Consider the following 24,171-nt stretch of genomic DNA (forward strand, 5'->3'; position numbering starts at 1 on the left):
GCCCCCGCCCCCCCCCCCCCCCCCCCCCCCCCCCCCCCCCCCCCCCCCCCCCCCCGCCCCGCCACGGCGTGCGGCGTCAGTGGTAGTGAAACTCGCCCACCACTTGCCGCCATTCGCCGGAGGACAACATTTTTCGGTGGGTGAAACGGATCGAATGCAGCGGGCCCTCGATCTCGTCCTGCCAGAACTCCACGAACTTGAAGAGCCGTGGATGGTCCGGGGCGAGGTCGTAGTCCTGCCAGAGGAAGGTGTTGAGAACGTTTTGGTAATCGGGCATGCGGTAGAAGATTTCCGCGGTGGTCAGGCCATAGCCCTTGAGCATCAGTTCGGTCGGTGTTTCCTGCATCGCTTTACCTCGGCTTTTTTCCGTGTTTAAAGCGTGCCGCGCGAGTCATCTTTTTTCAATTAAAACAGATTGTTAGCAGGCGATGGCGGTGGCTGCCAGATTTGTCGTGCCGGCGCCATTGCGCCCCATATCCTGCATCTGATATAAGCCTCTGTAACAAGATATAGCATAATAACGGACGGGCGAGCATCGTGACCGACACGCCGGAACCCCCTGAAAACGATGACGAAATGAGCGGACCCGAGCGCCCTGCCTACGCGGGCCCCGCGATCTCGATCATCGACGAGATGAAGTCGAGCTATCTCGATTACGCCATGAGCGTGATCGTGAGCCGCGCGATCCCGGATCTGCGCGACGGGCTGAAACCCGTGCACCGGCGCATTCTCTATACGCTCTGGGAGAACGGGCAGACCAAGTCCAAGCCCTATCGCAAATGCGCCACCGCCGTGGGCGACGTCATGGGTCGCTACCACCCGCATGGCGACTCGGCGGTCTATGACGCGCTGGTGCGGATGGCGCAGGATTTCTCCATGTCGCTGCCGCTGATCGACGGTCAGGGCAATTTCGGCTCCATGGATGGCGATCCGCCCGCCGCCTACCGTTACACGGAATCGCGGCTCGAGCGCACCGCCGAGGCGCTGCTCGAGGATATCGACAAGGACACCGTCGATTTCGTCCCGAACTATGCGAACGAGCGCAACGAGCCCGTGGTGCTGCCGGCGCGCTATCCGAACGTGCTGGTCAACGGCGCCGAGGGCATCGCCGTCGGCATGGCGACGCGCATTCCGCCGCACAACCTTGGCGAGGTGATCGACGCGACGCTGGCGCTGATCGAGAACCCCGATCTCAGCTCCGAACAGCTGATCGAGTACATCCCCGCGCCGGATTTCCCCACCGGTGGCGTCATCGTCGGCCGCTCAGGCGCCCGCAAGGCCTATCTCGAGGGCCGCGGCTCGGTGATCATCCGCGCCAAGACCCGCATCGAGGAGATCAAGCGCGACCGCTATGCCATCGTCATCGACGAGATCCCCTATCAGGTGAACAAGGCGACGATGATCGAGCGCATCGCGGAATCGGTGCGCGACAAGAAGATCGAGGGCATCGCCCACGTGCAGGACGAATCCGACCGCTCGGGCGTCCGCGTGGTGGTCGAGCTCAAGCGCGACGCCACCGCCGAGGTGGTGCTCAACCAGCTCTACCGCTTCACGCCGATGCAGGTCAGCTTCGGCTGCAACATGCTGGCGCTCAATGGCGGCAAGCCCGAGCAGCTCACCCTGCGCACCTTCCTCACCGCCTTCCTCGATTTCCGCGAGGACGTGGTGGCGCGGCGCACCGCCTACCTGCTGCGCAAGGCGCGCGAGCGCAGCCACATCCTCTGCGGCCTCGCCGTGGCGGTGGCCAATGTCGACGAGGTGGTGGCCACGATCCGCGCCTCCGCCGACGCCGCCGAGGCGCGCGACAAGCTGATGACCCGGCGCTGGCCGGCGCATGAGATCGCGCCCTATATCCAGCTGATCGACGATCCGACCCACAAGATGAACGAGGACGGCACCTACAACCTGTCGGAAACGCAGGCCCGCGCCATCCTCGAGCTGCGCCTGCAGCGCCTCACCCAACTCGGCGTCAAGGAGGTCACCGACGAGCTCGAAGAGCTGGCCGGCAAGATCAAGGAATACCTCGAGATCCTCGGCTCGCGCGAGCGCATCATGGAGATCATCTCGAACGAGATGATCGCCGTGAAGGAGCAGTTCGCGGTGCCGCGCCGCACCGAGATCATCGACTGGGCCGGTGACATGGACGACGAGGACCTGATCGAGCGCGAGGACATGGTCGTCACCGTGACGCAGTCGGGCTACATCAAGCGCACCCCGCTGGCCGAGTTCCGCTCGCAGAAACGCGGCGGCAAGGGTGTCTCTGGCGGCTCGCTCAAGGAAGACGACGTCGTCACCCAGCTCTTCGTGGCCAACACCCACACGCAGCTCTTGTTCTTCACCACCGAGGGCATGGTCTACAAGCTCAAGTGCTGGCGCCTGCCGCAGGGCGGACGCACCTCCAAGGGCAAGGCCATCGTCAACATCCTGCCGATCCCGCAGGGCGTCTCGGTGGCGGCGATCATGCCGGTGGACCGCACCGAGGACGAGTGGGACGATCTGCAGATCGTTTTCGCCACCTCCAAGGGCTCGGTGCGCCGCAACCGGCTGTCGGATTTCACCAACGTCATGCGCAACGGCAAGATCGCGATGAAATTCGAGGGCGAGGACGAAGCCACCCGGCTGATCAACGCCCGGATCTGCTCGGAAGACGATGACGTCATGCTGGTGACCAATTCCGGCCGCGCCATCCGCTTCCCGGTGCCGGACGTGCGGGTGTTCAACTCGCGCAACTCCACCGGTGTGCGCGGCGTGAAGCTGTCGAACGGCGACGAGGTCGTGTCGATGTCGGTGATCCGCCACTTCGAGGCCGAGTCCGACGAGCGCGCCTCCTACCTCAAGATGCGCCGCGCCATGGCGGGCCTCGCAGACGATGCCGAGGCGGCCTCGGATGACGACGAGGGCAACGCCGACAGCCTGCTCTCGGCCGAGCGCTATGCCGAGATGTCGGCGGCGGAGAACCTGATCCTGACGATCACCGCCAAGGGTCTGGGCAAGCTGTCGTCCTCGCACGACTACCCGATCCGCGGTCGCGGCGGCATGGGCGTCACCGCGTGGGAGAAGAGCATGCGCGGCGGCGAGATCGTCGCCTCCTTCCCGGTCGAGATGGAAGACCAGATCATGCTGGCCACCTCCACCGGCCAGTCGATCCGGGTGCCGGTCGAGGGCATCTCCTTCCGCTCGCGCAGCGCCGGCGGCGTGAAGGTGTTCAACACCCGCGCCGGCGAGACCGTGGTCTCGGTCGCCTGGATCGCCGATCAGGGCGACGAGGAGGACGGCGAGGCTGAAGAGGGCTGACCCCTCCTGTCATCGCTGTGGTTTTGACCTCCCGGCCGGGGTTCCTGGCCGGGAGGTTTCTTTTTTGAGTATTTGGAACGTAGAGAAGATCAGGGCGCGGTGCGGGGGCGGATGCGGTCTTCCTTCGAGCGGGTGCAATGGCCGGGTGGCGCGCAGGATGGCGCGTTTTTTTTGAGTATTTGGGACGTAGAGAAGATCAGGACGTGGTTCGGGGACGGATGTGGTCTTCCTTTGAGCGGGTGCAATGAGCCGGCGGGCGGGCAGGATGGCGCGGCTTTTTTGAGTATTTGGGACGTAGAGAAGATCGGGGCGCGGTGGCCTGGGCCGGGTGGCGGGGCTGTCCGGCAGGGTGCTGATTTTGCTCTTGGAGGAGGCCGGGCGCGGCCCCATATTCAGGCCATGCTGAAGTTTACGCCGATCCTGCTCGCCATCCTCTACGCGCTCGCCATGTACCGGGTTTCGGCCTGGCGCACGGCGCGGGAGCTGGATGCCAAGTCGACCGAGTTGGCCGATCCCCGGCTTAAGGCGCTGACCGATCGCATGGCGGCGGCGCTCGAGTTGCCGCGCATCCGGGTGAACATCTACGAGATCGAGCCGGTCAACGGGCTGGCGGCGCCGGACGGGCGGATCTTCATCACCCGTGGTTTCTACAACCGCTACCGGGCGGGCGAGGTCTCGGCCGAGGAAATGGCCTCGGTGATCGCGCATGAACTCGGCCACGTGGCGCTGGGGCATTCGCGGCGGCGGATGATCGACTTCTCGGGCCAGAACGCGCTGCGCACCGCCATGGCCATGGTGCTGGGGCGGTTCCTGCCCGGTGTCGGCCCCTATCTCGCGACGGCGGCGATGAAGCTCTTGGCGGCACGGCTGTCGCGTGGCGACGAGTACGAAGCAGACGCCTATGCGGCGGCGCTACTGCACAAATCCGGCATCGGCGTGGCGCCGCAGAAATCGCTCTTCGGCAAGCTCGAGGCGTTGACCAACGCCCGCGGTGGCGTGCCCGCCTGGCTGATGTCGCACCCCAGGACCGCCGAGCGCATCGCGGCGCTGGAGAAGCTCGAGGCGCGCTGGGAGGCGGCGGCGCGAAGCTGACGGCGCGCCATTCCCGGCCACAGGAGACGTAACGTAAAAGCCTGCGGACTGCTGATTTCTCATTTTGAGAACCAGCCTCGGACCGCTACGGTTGAACCACGCGCGCGATTCTCTGTTCTGGACCTCGGGAGGGTCACCGATGACGTTGAACGACGTGTCGAGGCGCGCGCTCGCCTCCGCCTTGGGCTGCTGCATGATCGCAGGGTCCGTCGCCGCGCAATCAGACGATGCTCCGAATGCCGTGCTGATCCGCGGCGCCAAGATCTTCACCGGCTGTTCGCCCGATCTGATCGAGGGCCAGGACGTCTTCGTGGCCGGCAACATGATCAGCAAGATCGGCGCCGATCTCGAAGTGCCGGACTTCGCCACGATCATCGATGCCGACGGGCGCGTGCTGATCCCGGGGCTGATCGATGCGCACTGGCATGGCGTCTTTGCCACGGCAACGATCCCGCAGCTCTCGGTGACCAACGAAGGCTACTGGAACCTGCTCGCCTCGGTGGCGCAGCGCGACACGCTCTACCGCGGTTTCACCACCGTGCGCGACACGGGCGGTCCGATGTTCGACATCGCGCGGGCCACCGATGAAGGGATGATCGAGGGACCACGGGTCTTTCCCTCGGGCCCCGGCATTTCGCAGACCGCCGGCCATCAGGATTTCCGGATGACGAAGGACGTGCCGGCAACGCCGGACAAGCTTCATCCCTTCGAGACGGGGGACATGTTCTACATCGCGGATGGCGTCCCGGAGGTTCTCAAGCGGGTGCGCGAGAACCTGATGCAGGGCGCCACCCAGATCAAGCTCATGGCCGGAGGCGGCGTCACCTCGAGCTACGACCCGATCCACACCATCCAGTATACCGTCGAGGAGCTTCACGCGGCTGTCGTCGCCGCCGAGAACTGGGGCACCTATGTCGCGACGCACGCGATCAGCAACCAGGCCGTCGCGCACTCGCTCGATGCGGGCGTCAAGAGCATCGAGCACGGCCACATGGCCACGCGGGAAACCTTGCAGCGCATGAAAGAGGATGGCGCCTGGCTCAGCATGCAGCCGTTTCTCGATGACGAGGACGCGCCGACGCTGAACGCCTTCCAGCAGGAGAAATACAAGTTCGTCACCGACGGCACGGATTTCGTCTATCGCACGGCGAAGGAGCTTGGCGTCAAGATCGCCTTCGGCACGGACACGCTGTTCAGCGCGGATCTTGCCAAGCGGCAGGGTGCGCAACTCGCGAAGCTGCAGCGCTGGTTCACGCCCTATGAGGCCATGAAGATGGCGACCTGCGACAACGCGGAGCTGCTCAAGCTGTCGGGCCCGCTCACACCCTACCCGATGGGACCGCTCGGGGTGATCGAGGAAGGGGCCTATGCCGACATGATCCTCGTCGACGGCAACCCGCTCGAGACCCTCGACCTGGTCGGGGATCCGGAGGGGAGCTTCGACCTCATCATGAAAGACGGCACGATCTACAAGAACACGCTGCAGTAGGCGCGGCTTGTACGGGGGCGCCGCGATTGGCGGCGGCGCCCCTGTTTCGCGGGGAGATGTCGCGCGGCCCCTGTTCCGAGGCGCCGTGGCGCTACCCGGCCCGTCCGAGGATGCTTTTCAGCCGATTGCGCTTCTCGATCTTCAGATCGCGGCTGAGCAGAACCGCGCGGACCTGCCCCCAGGTCTCGGGCGGGAAGGCATCCGGGTCGGCCCCGGGCAGCAGGAAACGGATTTCCGCCTTCTCGCCGTCGGTCAGAGGCACCGGGTCTCCGAAGGTCAGCGCAAGTTGAACCGGCGCGTCAGGTGCGGGCGGCGCGAGCGCGGCCTGATCGGCGGGCGCGGTTGGGCCGGGCTCTGCGGAGGCAGCAGCGCCGACGCCGAGGCTGCAGAACAGCGCCAGACAGGTTGTGAAGATCTTTGCGGTCATCATGTCCTCCATATTCAACCCATGGGGAAGTCATAGCACCATCGGTTGCCGAAAGAACGGTGAGCCGCGTTCACAAACCCGTTCCCCGGCGCAGAGCCTCCGGTGCGGCAAGCCGCCTGCCCGACCTTGCCCGGCCCGGCGAGACGAGAACTCAACTCTCCTTGACACCCCCCGCGCACCCGGCCAAAAGACCCGCGCAACATAACCCGCAACCGGGCGTTCCGTGGGCGCCAAACCGACGAGGAGAGCCGCTATGGCCCAGATCTCTCTCACCTTTCCCGATGGCAACAAGCGCGAGTACGAGCAGGGCGTGACCCCCGCCGCCGTCGCGGAGTCGATCTCGAAATCGCTGTCGAAGAAGGCCATCTCCGCCATGGTCGACGGCCAGCACTGGGATCTCCAGTGGCCGATCGAGCAGGACGCGCAGATCGCCATCAACACCCTTCAGGACGAGGCCCCGGCGCTCGAGCTGATCCGCCACGACCTCGCCCACGTGATGGCGCGCGCCGTGCAGGAGATCTGGCCCGACACCAAGGTCACCATCGGCCCGGTCACCGAGCATGGCTGGTTCTACGATTTCGACCGCGCCGAGCCCTTCACGCCGGAGGACCTTGGCCAGATCGAGGCCAAGATGAAGGACATCATCAACGCCCGCGAGCCGGTCACCACCGAGATCTGGGAGCGCGATCGCGCGCGCGCCTTCTATGAAGAGAACGGCGAGCCCTACAAGGTCGAGCTGGTCGACCGCATCCCCGAAGGCGCCCCGATCCGCATGTACTGGCATGGCGGCTGGCAGGACCTGTGCCGTGGCCCTCACCTGCAGCACACCGGCCAGCTTCCGGCGGATTCGTTCAAGCTGATGGGCGTTTCGGGCGCCTACTGGTTCGGCGACGTCAACCGCCCGATGCTGCAGCGCGTGCAGGGCGTGGCCTTCCGCAACCGCAAAGATCTGCAGGGCTATCTCAATTTCCTCGAGGAAGCCGCCAAGCGCGACCACCGCAAGCTCGGCCGCGAGATGGATCTGTTCCACATGCAGGAAGAGGCCCCGGGCCAGGTCTTCTGGCACCCCAATGGCTGGACGATCTACACCACGCTGCAGGATTACATGCGCCGCCAGCAGCGCCGCGGCGGCTATGTCGAGGTGAACACACCGCAGGTGGTCGACCGCAAGCTTTGGGAGAAATCCGGCCACTGGGAGAAATACCAGGAGAACATGTTCATCGTCGAGGTCGACGAGGAGCATGCGCGCGAGAAATCGGTCAACGCGCTGAAGCCGATGAACTGCCCCTGCCACGTCGAGATCTTCAAGGTCGGCCTGAAATCCTACCGCGATCTGCCGCTGCGCATGGCCGAGTTCGGCTCGTGCAACCGCTACGAGCCCTCGGGCGCGCTGCACGGCATCATGCGGGTGCGCGGCTTCACCCAGGACGACGCGCATATCTTCGCCACCGAGGACCAGATCGCCGAGGAGTGCCAGCGCTTCATCGATTTCCTGTCGAACATCTACAAGGATCTCGGCTTCGAGAAATTCGACATCCTGTTCTCGGATCGCCCCGACACCCGCGCCGGCAGCGACGAGGTCTGGGACAAGGCGGAGACCGCCCTGCTCGAGGCCACCCGCAGCGCCGGCATCGAGCCGGTGATGAACCCCGGCGAAGGCGCCTTCTATGGCCCCAAGCTCGAGTTCAGCCTGACCGATGCCATCGGCCGGGTCTGGCAGTGTGGCACCTTCCAGGTCGATTTCGTGCTGCCCGAGCGGCTCGACGCGACCTATATCGGCAAGGATGGCGAGAAGCATCGCCCGGTCATGCTGCACCGCGCGACGCTGGGCTCGTTCGAGCGCTTCATCGGCATCCTGATCGAGGAACATGCCGGCAAACTGCCGTTCTGGCTGGCGCCGCGCCAGGTCGTGGTGGCCTCGATCACCTCGGAGGCGGATGACTACGTGCACGAGGTCGTGGCCGCGCTTAAGGCCGCCGGCGTGCGCGCCGAGGCCGATATCCGCAACGAGAAGATCAACTACAAGGTCCGCGAGCATTCGGTCGGCAAGGTGCCGGTGATCCTCGCCGTCGGTCAACGCGAGGTCGAGGAGCGCACCGTCACCGTGCGCCGCCTCGGCGAGAAGCAGACCAAGCTCGCGACGCTCGACGAGATCACGCAGGATCTGGGCGTCGAGGCGACCCCGCCGGACCTGCGCGACTGACCGCCCGGAAGGGCGCCGTTTAAACTGTAACAAACCTCACGCACGGCCCCCGCGATCTTCGCGGGGGCCGTTTTGATTGTAACAAAGCTCTGCCACGGCCCCGCTTTCCGTTACGACAGCTGAAACACTCAAATGGAATACCAATGAATTCCAGAGTGATACGTCCCACGACACATCTTATGCGCGCTGACGCGGCCTGACACACACGTGAGCCACGCGCCCGTGAGTGGGCGGTGGCGCTATGTCGCGGCACTGTTGAGAGGCCAACGGGAGACACCCCGGAGAGGCACCAACGGGACACCCAACAAGGGAAACACGATCATGTCGAAAACCATCAAGACCGCCGCCCTGCTCAGCGCCGTCGCCACCGCCGTCACCCTCACCGCGCATCAGGCCGCGGCGCAGGAGAAGGAAAAATGCTTCGGTGTGGCGCTGGCCGGTCAGAACGATTGCGCCGCAGGCCCCGGCACCACCTGCGCCGGCACCTCCAAGGTCGACTACCAGGGCAACGCCTGGAGCCTCGTGGATGCCGGCACCTGCATGGAGGTCATGCTGCCGGCGATGGCCGACGGCTCCGAGCGCATGGGCTCGCTCGAGGCGCTCGACCGCGACCTGCCCGAGATGTGATGCCGCGCCGGGGCGGGCCACCTGCCCGCCCCGCGCCTTTGGCACAGGACAAGGACCGGACCATGCACAGCTTCACCACCCTGCCCGCGCGCCCGGGCGTCGGCTACAAGCCGCAGCATTATAGCGACATCCTCACCGATGCCGGCCCGGTCGGCTGGCTCGAGATCCACGCCGAGAATTACATGGGCGATGGCGGCCGGCCCCTGGCGCAGCTCCGCGCCCTGGCCGAGCGCTTTCCCATCTCCGTGCACGGGGTGGGCCTCTCGATCGGCGGCGAAGGCCGGCTCGATCCCGAGCACCTCGCCCGGCTGAAGGACCTCGTGGGCTGGCTGAACCCGGCGAGCTTCTCCGAGCATCTCGCCTGGTCCACCCATGACAGCGCCTTCCTCAACGACCTGCTGCCGTTGCCCTACACCAACGCCACGCTGACCCGCGTCGCCTCGCATATCGACGAGGTGCAGGACACGCTGGGCCGCAGAATGCTGCTCGAGAACCCTTCGAGCTATCTGGCCTTCACCGAAAGCACGTGGAATGAGCCTGATTTCCTGCGCGAGATCGCGCGGCGCACCGGCTGCGGGCTCCTGCTCGACGTCAACAACGTCTTCGTTTCCGCCACCAATCTCGGGTTCACCCCGCAGGCCTATATCGACGGATTCGCGCTCGATCAGGTGGGCGAGATCCATCTCGGCGGCCATGACGAGGACGAGGACGACCACGGCGCGCCGCTGCTCATCGACAGCCATGGCCGCGAGGTCGCCGACCCAGTCTGGACGCTGCTTGATTACACGCTGGCGCGCTCCGGGCCGAAGCCCGTTCTGATCGAATGGGACACCGACGTGCCCGCCTGGCCGGTGCTGTCCGAGGAGGCCCGCAGGGCCGAGGAGGCGCTGGCCCGGCTCGCGGTCGCGGCATGAGCCAGCAGGCCTTCCGCCACGCCCTGCTCGATCCCGAGCGCCCGGTCCCCGAGGGGCTCACCGATGGCGCCGGCCGCCCCGCCGGGCGGCGCTACGCGGTCTATCGCAACAATGTCGCCGTCTCTCTCACCGAGGCGCTCGGCACCGGCTTTCCCGCCTGCGCCGCACTGCTGGGAGAGGCCAACACCAACCGCATCGCCGGGCGTTTCCTACGCCAGCACCCGCCCGCGAGCCCGCTGATGATCCACTGGGGCGCCGCCTTCCCGGCCTTTCTCGACGGGCTCGACGGTCTCGACCGCCTGCCTTTCCTGTCCGATGTCGCCCGGCTCGAGCTGGCGCTGCGCCGCGCCTACCACGCCGCCGATGCCGCGCCGATCGCCCCCGACGCGCTGCTCGCGCTCCCGGAGGACAGGCTCGGCCTCGCCCGCCTGCGGCTGGCCCCGAGCGTCCAGATCCTGAAATCGCGCTGGCCGGTGGCCGAGATCCGCGCCTTCGCGCTTGGCCTCGGCCCGGCCCCCGCCGGCGGCGCGCAAGAGATCGCCGTGCTGCGCCCGGATTACGATCCCGAGCCGCATGTCCTGCCACCGCAAGGCCACGCCTTCCTCGCAGCCCTTCAGGCCAACATGCCGCTCGGCGCCGCCGTCACCCAATGCGGCCCGGGCTTCGATCCCGCCCCCTGTCTTGCGCTGCTCCTCGGGCACGGCGCCATCACGGAGATCCTGACATGACCCGGCTGATCCCGCTCTACCGCCGCGCCACCTCGTCTCTTGAGGCCCGCACCCAGGGCCTGCTGCCGCTGTTCGCCCGCATGGCCTTTGCCGCCACGCTGGTCGGCTATTTCTGGGCCTCGGCGCGCACCAAGCTAGGAGACGGGCTGCTTGGCATCGTCAGCCCCACCACCGGTGCCTATGCGCAGATCTGGCCGCGCCAGTTCGAGGCGGTGGGCTATGACGCCAGCCAGCTCGGTGTCCTGCACTGGGCCGTCACCGTCGCCGGCACCTGGGCCGAACTCCTGCTGCCGCTACTGATCGTCCTCGGCCTCGCAACACGGCTCGCCGCGCTCGGCATGATCGGCTTTGTCACCGTGCAGAGCCTCACCGATCTCTACGGCCATGGCGGCATCGCCCATCCCGAGACACTGGGCGCGTGGTTCGACCGCGTGCCAGACGCGCTGATCCTCGATCAGCGGCTGTTCTGGATGCTGATCTTTGTCACGCTGGTGCTGAAGGGCGGCGGCTGGCTGGCCCTCGACCGGCTGGTCGAGCGCCGCCTCGCCCCGCGCGCCACCGCGGCGCAAACCGCCTGAGCGCTCAGGCCGCGACGCCGAGCGCGCCCTGCGTGGCCTTGTCCCAGCCGAGATACATCTGATCGCCATCGACGATCAGCGGTCGCTTCATCAGCGCCGGATGCGCGGCGATGAGGTCGAGCGGCGGTGTCGCGCGCTCTTCCTCCGAGAGGCCCCGCCACGTGGTCGAGCGGGAGTTGAGCAGCTTGTCACCGAAGCGCGCCTGCGCCTCGGCCAGCACCTCGGCGGGCACGCCATCCGCCCGCACATCGACCAGTTCCGCCTGCGGCAGAGCCTTCAGCGCCTTCCGGCAGGTGTCGCAATTTTTCAGCCCGTAGAGCCGCATCTCGCCTTCTCCTTCGTCTTGCAGCGACAAATTATCGCCGATTGCTGCGAGAGCGAAGTGTTTCTCTTGATTTTTACCGAACCTGTGTAACGCTTTGTTTCGTGACCTTCGATGATCAGCACCGAAAACGCAGCATTATAGGCTGTATTTTTCCCTGAAAGGCGAATGTGACGGGGCGCCCGGGCCAGGCCGGGCAACAACATTGGACGACTGGAAGGAGCACGGGAACATGCCGAGTGGCACCGTGAAATGGTTCAACACGACCAAAGGCTACGGCTTTATTGCGCCGGAAGAGGGCGGAAAAGACGTTTTTGTTCATATTTCAGCAGTCGAGCGGTCCGGACTTACGGGTCTCGCCGACAACCAGAAGGTGAGCTACGAGCTCAAGGAAGGCCGTGACGGCCGCATGATGGCGTCGGACCTCAAAACTCTCTGAAATACTTATAAAATTTGCCTCGGCCCTGATCTGGGCCGGGCGCGATTCCGTGGCGCGGCGCTACTGCGTCTGCAGCTTGTGCGCTTCCTGTCCGGCCAGCCGGATCAGGTCGGTCATGTACGGTTTCTCGAGATCCCCGCTCCGCGTCGCCGCGTAGAGCGTCCGGGTCAGGCCATGCTCGGTGAGCGGGCGCGTGATGTAGTCCGAATTGTACTTCACCTCGCGCACGACCCAGTCGGGCAGCACCGAGACACCGCGATTCGACGCCACCAGAAGGAGAATCACCGCCGTCAGCTCAACCTGACGAATCGCGGCGGGTTCGACTTTGGCCGGGCTCAGCAGCTGCGAGAAGATATCGAGCCGCGCGCGGTCCACCGGGTAGGTGATCAGCGTCTCGCCCCGGAAATCAGCGGCTTCGATGAAGGGCTTGTCGGCCAGCGGGTGCGAGGCCGCCGCCACGAAGACCGGGCTGTAATCGAAGAGCGGCGTGAAGGTGACATCGGGCAGATCCTCCGGGTCGGAGGAGATCACCACGTCGACATCCTCCTTCTGCAGCGCTGGCAGCGCGTCGAAGGCAAGGCCCGGACGGATGTCGACATCGACATCGGGCCAGCTCTTGCGGAACGCCTCGAGCACCGGGAACAGCCATTCGAAACAGGCGTGACATTCGATGGCGATGTGAAGCCGGCCCGAGCGCCCGGCCCTGAGCCCCGCGAACTCGGCCTGCGCCGCCTCGATCTGCGGCAGGACCTGCTCGGCCAGCCGCAACAGGCGCAGCCCCGCCGCCGAGAGCCGCATGGGCTTGGACCGCCGCACAAACAGCTCGACCCCGGCCTGCTCTTCCAAGCCCTTGATCTGGTGGCTCAAAGCCGATTGCGTGATGTTCAGCTGGTCGGCCGCACGCGCCAGACCGCCCGCCTCATGCACCGCCTTGATCGTGCGGAGATGACGGAACTCGATGTGCATCCTGTCGTTTCACTCATGTTGTTCTTGAGATTTATGAGTTTGTCTCACATTGCGGTTTGTGCGACAAGCCTCGCAACAAAAGAGGATCCCGGCAATGAAACGCCCTGACATCTCGTTCGAGTTCTTTCCGCCCCGCAACATCGAGGCGACCTTCCGCCTGTGGGACACGGTGCAGTCGCTGGCCCCGCTGGGCCCCCGCTTCGTCTCGGTCACCTACGGTGCCGGCGGCACCACCCGCGAGCTGACCCGCGACGTGGTCGCCACGCTGCACAAGCATTCCGGCCTCAAGGTCGCAGCGCACCTGACCTGCGTCGACGCCACCAAGGCCGAGACCCTGGCCATCGCCGAGCAGTTTCACGCCGCCGGCGTGAGCGACATCGTCGCCCTGCGCGGCGACCCGCCCAAGGGCGCCTCGGGCTTCACCCCGCACGAGGAAGGCTTCGCCAGCTCGGTCGAGCTGATCGAGGCGCTGCGCGAGGCGGGCGATTTCAACATCCGCGTCGGCGCCTATCCCGACATCCACCCCGAGGCCGCCTCGGGTCAGGCGGATGTGGAATGGCTCAAGCGCAAGTTCGACGCCGGCGCCTCCGAGGCTCTGACCCAGTTCTTCTTCGAAGCCGAGACCTTCTTCCGCTTCCGCGACGCCTGCGAGAAAGCCGGCATCGACAAGCCGATCGTGCCCGGCATCCTGCCGATCGAGAACTGGAAGGGCGCGCGCCGCTTCGCCGAGGCCTGCGGCACCAAAATTCCCGGCTGGGTGATCGAGGCCTTCGACCGCGCCGAGCGCGACGGCCGTCAGGACCTGCTCGCCACCTCGATCTGCACCGAGCTGTGCTCGGAACTGCTCGACGGCGGCGTTGAACAGCTGCACTTCTACACGCTGAACCGCCCCGAGCTGACCCGCGATGTCTGCTACGCGCTCGGCGTCACGCCCGAGACCAAGCTCGAGCACGTGGCCTGAAAGGCCCCGGAACGTCCGTAAATTTCAGAAACTGACTGTTGCCGGCAACACTTCCCCGTGTTGCCGGCAACCTGCCGTATTCGTGCCAATTTGAGAAGTTAGACCACTCACCGTATCAACGGAGTGTGTTTCGAATGCGTGTGTTTTTCTCAAATTTCTATCAGCTCGCCCATCGTACCGCCGGCGTCTATGCCGGCATCGCGACGCTGGGCTTTTTCATCAGCGTCCCCTCGCAGATCGCTGCCGGGCGGCACGTCATCATTCCCATTGCGATTTCGCTTGTCGCCATCGCCGCCGCCGCCTTGCTGGTCAAAACCTCGCTTCTGCCGCGGCGCTTTTCCAGGCCGGGTGCGATCATCGACCTCTTGCCGGTTCTGCTCGGCAACGCGCTGCTTCCCCTGCTCTTCGTTCTGCCCTGCATGGGGCTGGTGATGGCGCTCGGCCTGCCCGAGCACCTCACCCGGCAATTCGCGATCCTCTCCGCCTCGATCCCGTTCATGCTGTTCGGCATCAGCTGGTGGGTCGGGCTGGTGCTGTGCCTCTGGCCGAACCACCGCGATGACGATGACAGCGACGGCGATTTCGTGCAGCTTCTGTCTCAGTCCCTTCCCATGCTCGGGCGCCAGCGCGGCGCCTGACTGGAAATGGCATCGCACCGTTTCCGCAAGGGAATCGGAACGCTTTGAAAAGAGGCGGTTAATTCGCCTCTTACACAATCTTCATCGAAGAAAGTCGCGCCAGCGGTTCCCTCTCCCGTCGCAATCCGGTTAACCTCGGGGAAAACGACGAAGGAAGAGCGGCAGGTGCGGCTAATCGTATTCACGGATCTCGACGGCACTCTGCTGGACCACGGCGATTACAGCTATAGCGCCGCCTTGCCCGCGCTTGACGCGCTTCGGGCGCAGGACATTCCCCTCATCCTTGCAAGTTCCAAGACCGCCGCCGAGATCGCGCCGCTGCACGCGGAGCTGGGCCTCGGCGACTGGCCGATCATCGTCGAGAACGGCGCCCAGCGGGTCACCCCCGGCGCCGACATGCACGACCGCAGCGTCTATGCGCGGCTGCGGAGGTTGCTCGACGACCTGCCCGCGGATCTGCGCGCCTGCTATCGCGGCTTTGGCGACATGACCGACGAGGAGGTCGCCGAGACCACCGGCCTGCCGCTCGACGGCGCGCGGCTGGCGCGGCTGCGCAACTTCACCGAGCCGGGCGTCTGGAGCGGCGACGAGGCGGGCCTTGCCGCCTTCCTTGCAGAGCTCGACGCCAAGGGCATCGCGGCGCGGCGCGGCGGGCGCTTCCTGACGCTCTCCTTCGGCGGCACCAAGGCGCAGCAGATGGCCGGCATCATGGCCGATCTCGGCCGCGACACCGCCATCGCGCTCGGCGATGCGCCGAACGACACCGAAATGCTGGAGACCGCCCGCTATGGCGTGATCATCCGCAACGAACACGGTCAGGGCATTCCCGCCCTGCCCGGGGAAACCGACGGCACCATCATCCGCAGCGAGGCGCCCGGACCCGCAGGCTGGAACGCCTGCGTGCTGGCGCTTCTCAAGAGGCTCGGATGCAACGGGAGAGCAGAGTAAAATGGCCGACTTCCAGCAGAACGGCAATATCGCCCAGTTCCACAACCTGCGCTCGCGCCCGGTCGAGGAGATGATCTACGAACTCGAGACCTTTGCGCAGAGCCGCAAGATCTCGCTGATCCTGCCCTCGCTGTTCTCCGAGCTCGAGGGCGACGCGCTCCCGAACATCCTGCAGGAGCTGAGCCAGGTCACCTACCTGCACCGCATCATCGTGGGCCTCGACCGCGCCTCCGAAGAGCAATACCGCCACGCCCGCAAGTTCTTTTCCGTGTTGCCGCAGCAGACCACGGTGATCTGGAACGACAGCCCGCGCATGCTGCAGATCATGGGCCGGCTCGAGGCGCTGGGGCTGGCGCCGCAGGAGCCCGGCAAGGGCAAGAACGTCTGGGGCTGCATGGGCTATCTGATCAGCTGCGCCGACAGCTCGGTGATGGCGATCCACGATTGCGACATCGTCACCTACAAGCGCGAGATGCTCGACCGGCTGGTCTACCCGGTGGCCAACCCGACCTTCCCCTACCAACTCTCCAAGGGCTTTTACCCCCGCGTGGGCAACAACAAGCTCAACGGCCGGGTGACGCGCCTGCTGGTCTCGCCGCTGCTGATCGCGCTCAAGCGCACCATCGGCGACCGCGACTACATTGATTACCTGCGCGCCTTCCGCTACCCGCTCTCGGGCGAGATGGCCCTGCGCACCGGGCTGCTGCCCGACCTGCGCATTCCGTCCGACTGGGGGCTCGAGATCGGCGTGCTCTCGGAAGCGTGGCGCAACCTCGGGCCGCGCCAGGTCTGCCAGGTCGAGATCGCCGACCAGTACGATCACAAGCACCAGGATCTGTCCGCCGAGGACGCCTCGCAGGGGCTCTCGCGCATGTCCACCGACATCTGCAAGGCGATCTACCGCAAACTCGCCGCCGACGGCACGGTGTTCACCCCGCACGTGTTCCGCACCCTCAAGGCGACCTATTACCGCTCGGCGCTCGACCTGCTCGAGGCCTACTGGGCCGATGCCAAGATGAACGGGTTGACCATCGACCGCCACGCCGAGGAGCAAAGCATCGAGATGTTCGGCGAGAACATCACCCGCGCCGGCCAGCTCTTCATCGAGAACCCGCAGGAGACGCCATTCATCCCGACATGGAACCGGGTGCACTCCGCCGATCCGACGCTGCTGAGCGATTTCCGGGCGGCGGTGGCGGCGGATCAGGAGGAATACGGCAGCGACTGAGCCGGCGCGATGTTAGCGCTCTACACCCCGCCCGGGAAACGTGCTAACGCGGGGCCAACGCCCTTGGAACCAGGAGATCCGACCATGATCACCCCCGCCGCCGCCAGCCTCGAGTCCGAAAAGCTCTGCCGCCTCGCGCCGGTCATCCCGGTGCTCGTCATCGACGATGTCGCCCATGCAGCCCCACTGGCTGAAGCGCTGGTCAAGGGCGGCCTGCCGGTGCTTGAAGTGACCCTTCGCACGCCTTGCGCGCTCGAGGCCATCGCCGAGATGGCCAAGGTCGAGGGCGGCGTGGTCGGCGCGGGCACGCTGCTGACCCCGGCCGACGTGAAGGCCGCCGTCGATGCCGGCGCCAAGTTCGGCGTCTCGCCGGGCGCCACAGACAAGCTGCTCGATGCCTGCGAAGAGGCCGACCTGCCGATCCTGCCCGGCGCGGCCAGCGCCTCGGAGGCGATGGCCCTGCTCGAGCGCGGCTACACGGTGCAGAAATTCTTCCCCGCCGAGGCCTCGGGCGGCGCCAAGGCGCTGAAGGCCATCGGCGCGCCGCTGCCGCAGGTGCGGTTCTGCCCCACGGGCGGCATCAGCATGGGCAACATCGCCGACTATCTCGGCCTGTCGAACGTGCTGTGCTGCGGCGGCAGCTGGGTCGCGCCCAAGGACAAGATGCTCTCGGGCGACTGGGACGGCATCACCGCGCTGGCCGCCGAGGCCGCGGCCCTGCCGCGCGGCTGATCCGATGCATTCAAGGGTGGGCCAAAGCTTCGGCCCACCCGTTTGCCTCTAGCCGATCATGCCGCCGCCACGGGCGTTGAGATCGTCGTAGAACCGGTGCAGCCGCTGCAGAGCGATGCGCAGCACCACCTTGCCCGAGCGTGCAGACCAGCCCATGCGCTTCTCGGTCACCTCGAGCCCCTCGAGATAGCAGCAGCATTGCAGCGCCGCGTCGCCAAGGCCGGGCCCCAGCTCGCGCAGCGCCGCCGTTAGGCGCGCCCGCGCCGCCTCGGGGCCGCGCGGCAGATCCCGCGCCGCGCCACGATCGACGCCCGCCGTCAGGAACTGATCCCAGTTCTGCGTGACCCGAGGCCCCATCTGCGCCAGCTCGAAATCCTCGCGCAGGCGTTCCCCGGCGCGCACCAGCTCGTCCGGGAGGAACGGCGCGCCGTCCTTGTCGCGCCGCCTTGCCAGGAGCACCAAGGGCGCCTCGTGCATGAGGGTCCGCCGGCGCGCCTGGGGATCATCCTCCTCGGCCCGCATCGCCGCCTCCGCGGCGCGGCCGCTGTCGAACCCGGCCTGTGCCTCGGCAAAGCCGCGCAGCTTGGTCTCCTGCTCGGCCACCAGCCGCCCCAGCGCCGCGCGCCCGGCGGCGGTGATGCGATAGCGCGAGATCCGGCCCGGCGCCTCGCAGGCGATCCAGCCTTTCAGCGCCATCGCCTGCGCGATCGGCGCATCGACCACGGCGGTGCGGGCCGAGCCCCCCTCGCCGGTGTCGCGCACCACCACGGCCTTGTCCATCTCGGTGGCCACCGCCAGCACCGCGCCGCGCTCGCAGAGCCGCCGCAGCACCCGCCGTGCCTCGCGCGCCAGCTTGGTCTCGTCCGGGGCCGGCTCTTGGCCAGGGGTCTCGTTCATGCGCCCGAACTCCTTCTTGGCTTGCAACGCTGTCGCCCGGCTCCGCATCGCGCCCAGCCGACACAAGGCGCCATCGACCAACGGATCGTCCCGGAGCGTCTCGATCCGCCGCACCTGGCGCAGAACGGTCGAGGCATGGCAGCCCGCCTGTCGCGCCAGCTTGCGGATCGCCTCCCCGCCGACCGTGTGGGCGAGATAGTTTCTGGCATCGTCCGGCACCCAGGCCGGAAACGGTTCTCCATCGCGGCTGTCGGTGGTGAAAAAAGTCATGACTTGTCCCCTCGGTCCTTGTTTATCCACAGGTTTTTCCCCAGACCGGATCCAAAATCAGCGAGGGCAAGTTACGCAAAAGTTGCCAGTTTTACCGGAAAGCCAAAATTATCCACAATAGATAAACAATTATTAAGGGAGCGTTCTTCCGCATAGGTTGCATCGCAACACCCCGATTTCATGTGTCACCCTCGCGGTCCATCACCTGGAAGGACCAACCGATGCACGATCTCACAAGCCGCCTGCAGCACACCCGCCGTCCCCGCCTTCTGATCCGCGCCGCACGCATCGCCGCAGAGGACTACCGGCGCAGCACGCATCTTCCGCGCGTGCTTGGGATCGCGGCGCCGAAGCGCCACGGCGCGGCGGTGATGCAGTTGCTCGAGGTCGAGGGGCTGATGGACGAACGCCGACGGGCGCGCGACGGGGCGTACTCCGTCGCGCGCCATGTGGCGGCGCTTGCAGCGTTGATCGGCGAGGCCCGCCTGCTGGCGGAGGCCGAGGCGACGCTTACATGAAGCTGTCGGGCATGCTCGCCTTCTTGGCCGCGACGAAGGCGTCAAGCGCCTCGGCGGTGGCCGGATCCATCGCCGGCTGTTCGTAGCTGTCGAGCAGCTTGCGCACCCGCGCCGAGGCCAGCGCCATGGTGTCGCGCCCGCCTTCCTCGATCCAGGTCTCGAACGGCTTGTAGTCGAGCAACTCAGAGCGCCAGAACGCGGTTTTGAAATGCGCCTGGGTATGGGCACAGCCAAGGTAATGCCCGCCCGGGCCGACCTCGCGCAGCGCGTCCATCGCCTGCGCGCTCTCGTCCACCGTGATGCCTGCCGCCATCTTGTGCAGCGCGCCGAGCTGGTCGGCATCCATGACGAATTTCTCGTAGGACGACACCAGCCCGCCCTCGAGCCATCCGCAGGCATGCAGCATGAAATTCACGCCCGCCAGAAGCCCGTTGTTCAGCGTGTTCGCGGTCTCGTAGGCGGCCTGCGCGTCGGGCAGCTTGGAGCCGCAGAACGACCCCGCCGAGCGGTAGGGCAGCCCCAGCCGCCGCGCCAGCTGGCCGGCACCATAGGTGATCTGCGCCGCCTCCGGGGTGCCGAAGGTGGGCGCGCCCGAGTTCATGTCGATCGAGGTCACGAAGGCGCCGAAGATCACCGGCGCGCCGGCCCGCACGAGCTGCGAATAGGCGACGCCCGCCATCACCTCGGCGAGCACCTGCGTCAGCGTGCCCGCCACCGAGACAGGCGCCATGGCGCCGCCGACGATGAAGGGCGAGATGATGCAGGCCTGGTTGTTGGCAGCATAGATCTCGAGCGCGCCCATCATCACGTCGTCGAAGGTTAGCGGCGAGTTGATGTTGATCAGCGAGGTCAGCACCGTGTTGTCCTGCACGAACTGCTCGCCGAACAGCACGCCGCACATGTCGACGCTGTCCTGCGCGCGGCTGGGCTCGGTCACCGAGCCCATAAAGGGCTTGTCCGACAGCGTCATATGCGCGTGCAGCATGTCGAGATGGCGCTTGTTCACCGGCACGTCGGTGGGCTCGCAGACGGTGCCGCCGGAATGGTGCAGCCAGCGCGACATCTGCCCGAGCTTCACGAAATTGCGGAAATCCTCGATCGTGGCATAGCGCCGTCCGCGCTCGGCATCATGCACGAAGGGCGGGCCGTAGACCGGCGCGAGCACAAGGTTGCGGCCGCCGATCTCGACAGTCTTGGCCGGGTTGCGCGCCACCTGCGTGAAGCGCGAGGGCGCGGTGGCGCAGAGCTGGCGCGCCAGGCCGCGCGGGATGCGCACCCGCTCACCGTCGATCTCGGCCCCGGCCTGACGCCAGCGCTCCAGCGCGCCGGGGTTGTTGACGAAGTTGACGCCAATCTCTTCCAGCACGGTCTCGGCGTTGTGCTCAATGATCTGCAGCGCTTCCTCGTTGAGGATCTCGAGATCGGGGATGTTGCGCTCGATGTAACGCGCCGTCTCGACCACGGCCGAGCCCCGCGCCGCCCGCCGGGCCGCACCGCCGCCGCTTCTGCTCCGCTTCCGAGTCGCCGCTTCGACCATGATCCGTATCCCCGCGTGAAAACGGACGCCTCCCCGCGCCCAAGGTTCTCCTGTTCTAACCCGCGCGCCACGGCAAGGGGATGCGCGATTGCGGCGGATCACGCGGAAAAGCGACATTCGCGCGCCTCACGCCTTTGTCAGGCAGAGCCCTGCCGCCGGTCACATCCTATTAACGCATCTGCGCCATACATTTTAGCCCTGGGGCGTTTGGGATCGGCGCAGCGCGCCGCACAGAAGGTGGAACGATGACGAGCAGCGCACAGCTTGCGACGCTGGCCAACTGGCTGGAAGACGCGGAAAATGACAATAGAAACAAGGAAGAGGCACCGCTGCCCGAGCTGAACGCAGCCGAAATCGGCGCCATTGCGCATCTCTACCGGAGCGAGGTCTATCGCTGCAGCGTCTGGCGCACCCGGCTCGATACGACGACCAACTGGGCCGTCGTCACGCTTGGTGTGGCGCTGTCGATTTCCTATGCCTCTCCCGGTGCCTCCCCGCTGCCACTGGTGCTTGTGGGGATTCTCAACCTGTTCTTCCTCACGCTCGAAGCGCGACGCTACCGCTACTGCGACAGCTGGCGCACCCGGTTTCGCCGCATGGAGAAGAATTTTTACGCCCCGATGCTCAATCCCGCCCAGCACCGCAGCCCGCATTGCTGGCGCCAGATGATGGCACAGGATTACATTCACCCGGTCTTCTACATCTCCTACTCGCACGCGCTCGGACGCCGGATAAGGCGCAGCTACCTCTGGATCACGCTGATCCAGCTGATCGCCTTCCTCGGCAAGATCGCCGTACATCCCACCCCGGTCAGTTCGATCGATCAGGCCGTCCGGCGCGCCGATGTCGGCGTCATTCCCGGTGAGGTGATCTTCGTGGGCGGCGCCCTCTACATGGCGACCTTCTGCGGTCTGGCCTCGTACAGCGCCCTGCAGGACCGCCGGAGTTTTCGCAAGCACAACCTCCCCTTGCCGGATGCGATCTACTGATCTCGTTTTCCGCCACGGGGTTTGACCCCGCGGAAGACGAATGCAAAACTCCTCTCCCAGGGAGAACGGCGCCCTTGCGCCGAGGGGAGTGGAGGACAAACCCATCGACATGAAGACCGGCGGCATGCCCACGCCGCGCAAGGATCTCGACGCCGCCGAGATGGGTGCGATCGCCCATCTCTATCGCGGCGAAGTCTATCGCAGCACCATCTGGCGCACCCGGCTCGACACCACGACGAACTGGGCCGTGGTCACGCTTGGCGTGGCGCTGTCGATCTCCTTCGCCTCGCCCGAGGCCTCGCCGATTCCGCTGGTTCTGGTGGGCATCCTGATCGTGTTCTTTCTGTTTCTCGAAGCCCGCCGCTATCGCTATTTCAACGTCTGGCGCGCCCGCGCGCGCTGGATCGAGACGCATTTCTACGCCCCCATGCTGGCCGAGGGCGACCTGCACCTCGAGGAAGACTGGCAGCGGGTGCTGGCCAACGATTACCTCCGTCCGAGGTATCATGTGCCCCTGATGGTCGCGATGGGCCGCCGCATCCGGCGCAACTACTTCTGGATATTGCTGATTCAGACCCTCGCCTTCGCCGGCAAGATCGCCGTTCACCCGACCCCGGTACAATCGCTGGACGAGGCGCTGCATCGGGCCGATATCGGGCCGTTGCCGGGAGCGGTGATCGCGATGATGGGCGCGCTCTACGTGCTCGTCTTCGGCGTCATCGCGCTCTGGAGCAAGCGCGACGACCTTTCGCGGTCGCGCAAACGCGGTCGCGCGAAATCCGACTCGATGGGATAGCCCGCAGTCACCGGCCCTTCGCCCCGGCACGGACCGATCTCGGGACGCGCGCCACAAAGGATGCGGCTCCGCTCCCTTGCCCAGCAGCCGTCACGCAACGCGGCGTTTGCCCGCCTCAGACCGCAGGGCTCTCTGCGCCCCGCGATGCTGCCGGCGGCGGCGGGCGAGACGGGCGCGGCGGGTTCAGGCCCGCGCCGGGCGCGACGCCTCTTGCGCAACAGGCCAAGCGCTTCTAAAGCGTGGCCATGACCCAGCATGACCGCCTCCTCATCATCGATTTCGGCTCGCAGGTGACGCAGCTGATCGCGCGCCGCCTGCGCGAGCTGAACGTCTATTGCGAGATCCATCCCTATCAGAACGTCACCGACGCCTTCCTGAAGGAGTTCGCCCCGAAGGCGATCATCTTCTCGGGCGGCCCGGACTCGGTGATGCGCGAAGGCTCGCCCCGCCCGCCCAAGAGCGCCTACGAGCTCGGCGTGCCGATCCTCGGGATCTGCTACGGCCAGCAGGTCATGATGCACGACCTCGGCGGCCGGGTCGAAGCCGGCGAACACGCCACCGCCGAATTCGGACGCGCCTATGTGAGCCCGACCGAGCACAGCACCGAGTTCTTCAACGGCTGGTTCCTCGACGCCACCGGGCGCGAGCAGGTCTGGATGTCCCACGGCGACCACGTGGCCGAGATCGCACCGGGCTTTGACGTCTACGGCACGTCGCCGGGCGCCCCCTTCGCCATGACCGCCGATCTCGAGCGGCGCTTCTACGCGGTGCAGTTCCACCCCGAGGTGCATCACACCCCGAACGGCGCGACGCTCTATGAAAACTTCGTCAAGATCGCCGGCTTCAGCGGCGACTGGACCATGGGCGCCTACCGCGAGGAGATGATCGCCAAGATCCGCGAGCAGGTCGGCGACAAGAAGGTCATCTGCGCGCTGTCTGGCGGCGTCGACAGCTCGGTCACCGGCATCCTGCTGCACGAGGCCATCGGCGACCAGCTGACCTGCGTCTTCGTCGACCACGGCTTGCTGCGCCTCAACGAGGCCGAGCAGGTGGTGTCGATGTTCCGCGACAACTACAATCTCAACCTCATCCATGCCGATGAATCCGAGCTCTTCCTCGGCGCGCTTGAGGGCGTCTCCGACCCCGAGACCAAGCGCAAGACCATCGGCAAGCTGTTCATCGACGTGTTCCAGAAATACGCCGACCAGATCGAGGGCGCCGAGTTCCTCGCACAGGGCACGCTCTATCCCGACGTGATCGAGAGCGTCAGCTTCTCCGGTGGCCCCTCGGTCACCATCAAATCGCACCACAATGTCGGTGGCCTGCCCGAGAAGATGGGCCTCAAGCTGGTCGAGCCGCTGCGCGAGCTGTTCAAGGACGAGGTCCGCGCGCTGGGCCACGAGCTCGGCCTGCCGGCAAGCTTCATCGGCCGCCACCCGTTCCCCGGGCCCGGCCTCGCGATCCGCTGCCCCGGCGAGATCACCCGCGACAAGCTCGAGATCCTGCGCAAGGCGGATGCGGTCTATATCGACCAGATCCGCAAGCACGGGCTTTACGACGAGATCTGGCAGGCCTTCG

Annotated in this window: 24 protein-coding genes; 18 read left to right on the plus strand and 6 right to left on the minus strand. The window is 66.2% G+C overall.

Annotated elements, in window-relative coordinates; all coding sequences use genetic code 11:
* Positions 1 to 76: 76 nt before the first annotated feature.
* Positions 77 to 346, minus strand: a complete 270-nt coding sequence (locus tag AC6RA4_RS08795; protein WP_222605639.1) for an usg protein — start codon at positions 344 to 346, stop codon at positions 77 to 79.
* 230 nt (positions 347 to 576) lie between these two features.
* On the opposite strand from AC6RA4_RS08795, the gene gyrA reads away from it, so the two are divergent.
* The 3 genes from gyrA to AC6RA4_RS08810 all read left to right on the plus strand — a co-directional run bounded on the left by gyrA (position 577) and on the right by AC6RA4_RS08810 (position 5,875).
* Positions 577 to 3,294, plus strand: coding sequence for a DNA gyrase subunit A (gene gyrA, locus AC6RA4_RS08800; RefSeq protein ID WP_500159440.1), 2,718 nt, complete (start codon positions 577 to 579; stop codon positions 3,292 to 3,294).
* A 399-nt stretch (positions 3,295 to 3,693) separates the two neighbouring features.
* Positions 3,694 to 4,386, plus strand: a complete 693-nt coding sequence (locus AC6RA4_RS08805; RefSeq protein WP_500159442.1) for a M48 family metalloprotease — start codon at positions 3,694 to 3,696, stop codon at positions 4,384 to 4,386.
* A 139-nt stretch (positions 4,387 to 4,525) separates the two neighbouring features.
* Positions 4,526 to 5,875 carry a metal-dependent hydrolase family protein gene (locus tag AC6RA4_RS08810; protein ID WP_500159444.1) on the plus strand — a complete coding sequence of 450 codons (1,350 nt, stop codon included), beginning with the start codon at positions 4,526 to 4,528 and terminating at the stop codon, positions 5,873 to 5,875.
* 91 nt (positions 5,876 to 5,966) lie between these two features.
* Here the strand turns inward: AC6RA4_RS08810 and AC6RA4_RS08815 are convergent, their stop codons facing one another.
* The gene (locus AC6RA4_RS08815) at positions 5,967 to 6,302 is read right to left on the minus strand and encodes a hypothetical protein (RefSeq protein WP_500159446.1); all 336 of its coding nucleotides are present in this window, start codon (positions 6,300 to 6,302) and stop codon (positions 5,967 to 5,969) included.
* 253 nt (positions 6,303 to 6,555) lie between these two features.
* Here AC6RA4_RS08815 and thrS point away from each other — a divergent pair, with 253 nt between their 5' ends.
* From thrS to AC6RA4_RS08840, 5 genes are all read left to right on the plus strand, one after another.
* On the plus strand, positions 6,556 to 8,505 hold the full coding sequence (gene thrS / locus AC6RA4_RS08820) for a threonine--tRNA ligase (protein ID WP_500159448.1): 1,950 nt from the start codon (positions 6,556 to 6,558) through the stop codon (positions 8,503 to 8,505).
* A gap of 321 nt (positions 8,506 to 8,826) precedes the next feature.
* The gene (locus AC6RA4_RS08825; RefSeq protein ID WP_335946898.1) at positions 8,827 to 9,132 is read left to right on the plus strand and encodes a BufA1 family periplasmic bufferin-type metallophore; all 306 of its coding nucleotides are present in this window, start codon (positions 8,827 to 8,829) and stop codon (positions 9,130 to 9,132) included.
* 62 nt (positions 9,133 to 9,194) lie between these two features.
* Entirely contained in the window at positions 9,195 to 10,046 is an 852-nt protein-coding gene (gene bufB, locus AC6RA4_RS08830; protein ID WP_500159451.1) for an MNIO family bufferin maturase, read from the plus strand.
* Complete coding sequence (locus tag AC6RA4_RS08835) at positions 10,043 to 10,774, plus strand: HvfC/BufC family peptide modification chaperone (RefSeq protein WP_500159453.1); 732 nt, start codon at positions 10,043 to 10,045, stop codon at positions 10,772 to 10,774. Before bufB ends, AC6RA4_RS08835 begins: the two co-directional genes overlap by 4 nt.
* Positions 10,771 to 11,352 carry a DoxX family membrane protein gene (locus AC6RA4_RS08840; protein ID WP_500159455.1) on the plus strand — a complete coding sequence of 194 codons (582 nt, stop codon included), beginning with the start codon at positions 10,771 to 10,773 and terminating at the stop codon, positions 11,350 to 11,352. The genes AC6RA4_RS08835 and AC6RA4_RS08840 overlap by 4 nt, the downstream gene beginning before the upstream one ends.
* 4 nt (positions 11,353 to 11,356) lie before the next feature.
* On the opposite strand, the gene AC6RA4_RS08845 is transcribed toward AC6RA4_RS08840, so the two are convergent.
* Positions 11,357 to 11,677 (minus strand): arsenate reductase family protein, encoded by a 321-nt coding sequence (locus AC6RA4_RS08845; protein WP_500159456.1) that lies wholly within the window; start codon positions 11,675 to 11,677, stop codon positions 11,357 to 11,359.
* 229 nt (positions 11,678 to 11,906) lie between these two features.
* On the opposite strand from AC6RA4_RS08845, the gene AC6RA4_RS08850 reads away from it, so the two are divergent.
* A complete protein-coding gene (locus AC6RA4_RS08850) occupies positions 11,907 to 12,113 on the plus strand; it encodes a cold-shock protein (protein WP_008885598.1) in 207 nt (68 codons plus the stop codon).
* Between the two features lie 60 nt (positions 12,114 to 12,173).
* Here the strand turns inward: AC6RA4_RS08850 and AC6RA4_RS08855 are convergent, their stop codons facing one another.
* Entirely contained in the window at positions 12,174 to 13,079 is a 906-nt protein-coding gene (locus AC6RA4_RS08855; protein WP_500159459.1) for a LysR family transcriptional regulator, read from the minus strand.
* 94 nt (positions 13,080 to 13,173) lie between these two features.
* On the opposite strand from AC6RA4_RS08855, the gene metF reads away from it, so the two are divergent.
* From metF to AC6RA4_RS08880, 5 genes are all read left to right on the plus strand, one after another.
* Positions 13,174 to 14,040, plus strand: coding sequence for a methylenetetrahydrofolate reductase [NAD(P)H] (metF, locus tag AC6RA4_RS08860; RefSeq protein WP_500159461.1), 867 nt, complete (start codon positions 13,174 to 13,176; stop codon positions 14,038 to 14,040).
* A 134-nt stretch (positions 14,041 to 14,174) separates the two neighbouring features.
* On the plus strand, positions 14,175 to 14,678 hold the full coding sequence (locus AC6RA4_RS08865) for a hypothetical protein (RefSeq protein ID WP_500159463.1): 504 nt from the start codon (positions 14,175 to 14,177) through the stop codon (positions 14,676 to 14,678).
* A gap of 165 nt (positions 14,679 to 14,843) precedes the next feature.
* A complete protein-coding gene (locus AC6RA4_RS08870) occupies positions 14,844 to 15,626 on the plus strand; it encodes an HAD-IIB family hydrolase (RefSeq protein ID WP_500159465.1) in 783 nt (260 codons plus the stop codon).
* Position 15,627: 1 nt separating this feature from the next.
* Positions 15,628 to 16,854, plus strand: coding sequence for a glycosyltransferase family protein (locus AC6RA4_RS08875; protein ID WP_500159467.1), 1,227 nt, complete (start codon positions 15,628 to 15,630; stop codon positions 16,852 to 16,854).
* Between the two features lie 84 nt (positions 16,855 to 16,938).
* A complete protein-coding gene (locus AC6RA4_RS08880) occupies positions 16,939 to 17,586 on the plus strand; it encodes a bifunctional 4-hydroxy-2-oxoglutarate aldolase/2-dehydro-3-deoxy-phosphogluconate aldolase (RefSeq protein WP_500159469.1) in 648 nt (215 codons plus the stop codon).
* Positions 17,587 to 17,634: 48 nt separating this feature from the next.
* On the opposite strand, the gene AC6RA4_RS08885 is transcribed toward AC6RA4_RS08880, so the two are convergent.
* Positions 17,635 to 18,753 (minus strand): DUF6456 domain-containing protein, encoded by a 1,119-nt coding sequence (locus AC6RA4_RS08885; protein WP_500159471.1) that lies wholly within the window; start codon positions 18,751 to 18,753, stop codon positions 17,635 to 17,637.
* A gap of 221 nt (positions 18,754 to 18,974) precedes the next feature.
* Here AC6RA4_RS08885 and AC6RA4_RS08890 point away from each other — a divergent pair, with 221 nt between their 5' ends.
* Positions 18,975 to 19,271, plus strand: coding sequence for a DUF6477 family protein (locus AC6RA4_RS08890; RefSeq protein ID WP_500159473.1), 297 nt, complete (start codon positions 18,975 to 18,977; stop codon positions 19,269 to 19,271).
* On the opposite strand, the gene AC6RA4_RS08895 is transcribed toward AC6RA4_RS08890, so the two are convergent.
* On the minus strand, positions 19,264 to 20,808 hold the full coding sequence (locus AC6RA4_RS08895) for a trimethylamine methyltransferase family protein (RefSeq protein ID WP_500159475.1): 1,545 nt from the start codon (positions 20,806 to 20,808) through the stop codon (positions 19,264 to 19,266). The two genes, AC6RA4_RS08890 and AC6RA4_RS08895, sit on opposite strands and share 8 nt — an antisense overlap.
* 245 nt (positions 20,809 to 21,053) lie before the next feature.
* On the opposite strand from AC6RA4_RS08895, the gene AC6RA4_RS08900 reads away from it, so the two are divergent.
* The 3 genes from AC6RA4_RS08900 to guaA form a co-directional block, all read left to right on the plus strand.
* A complete protein-coding gene (locus AC6RA4_RS08900) occupies positions 21,054 to 21,797 on the plus strand; it encodes a DUF2270 domain-containing protein (protein WP_500159477.1) in 744 nt (247 codons plus the stop codon).
* A gap of 160 nt (positions 21,798 to 21,957) precedes the next feature.
* Positions 21,958 to 22,593, plus strand: a complete 636-nt coding sequence (locus tag AC6RA4_RS08905) for a DUF2270 domain-containing protein (protein WP_500159481.1) — start codon at positions 21,958 to 21,960, stop codon at positions 22,591 to 22,593.
* A gap of 245 nt (positions 22,594 to 22,838) precedes the next feature.
* Positions 22,839 to 24,171, plus strand: a 1,333-nt coding sequence (gene guaA / locus AC6RA4_RS08910; protein ID WP_500159479.1) for a glutamine-hydrolyzing GMP synthase, incomplete at its 3' end; no start/stop codon positions are given.

It is taken from the genome of Salipiger sp. (assembly GCF_059781815.1).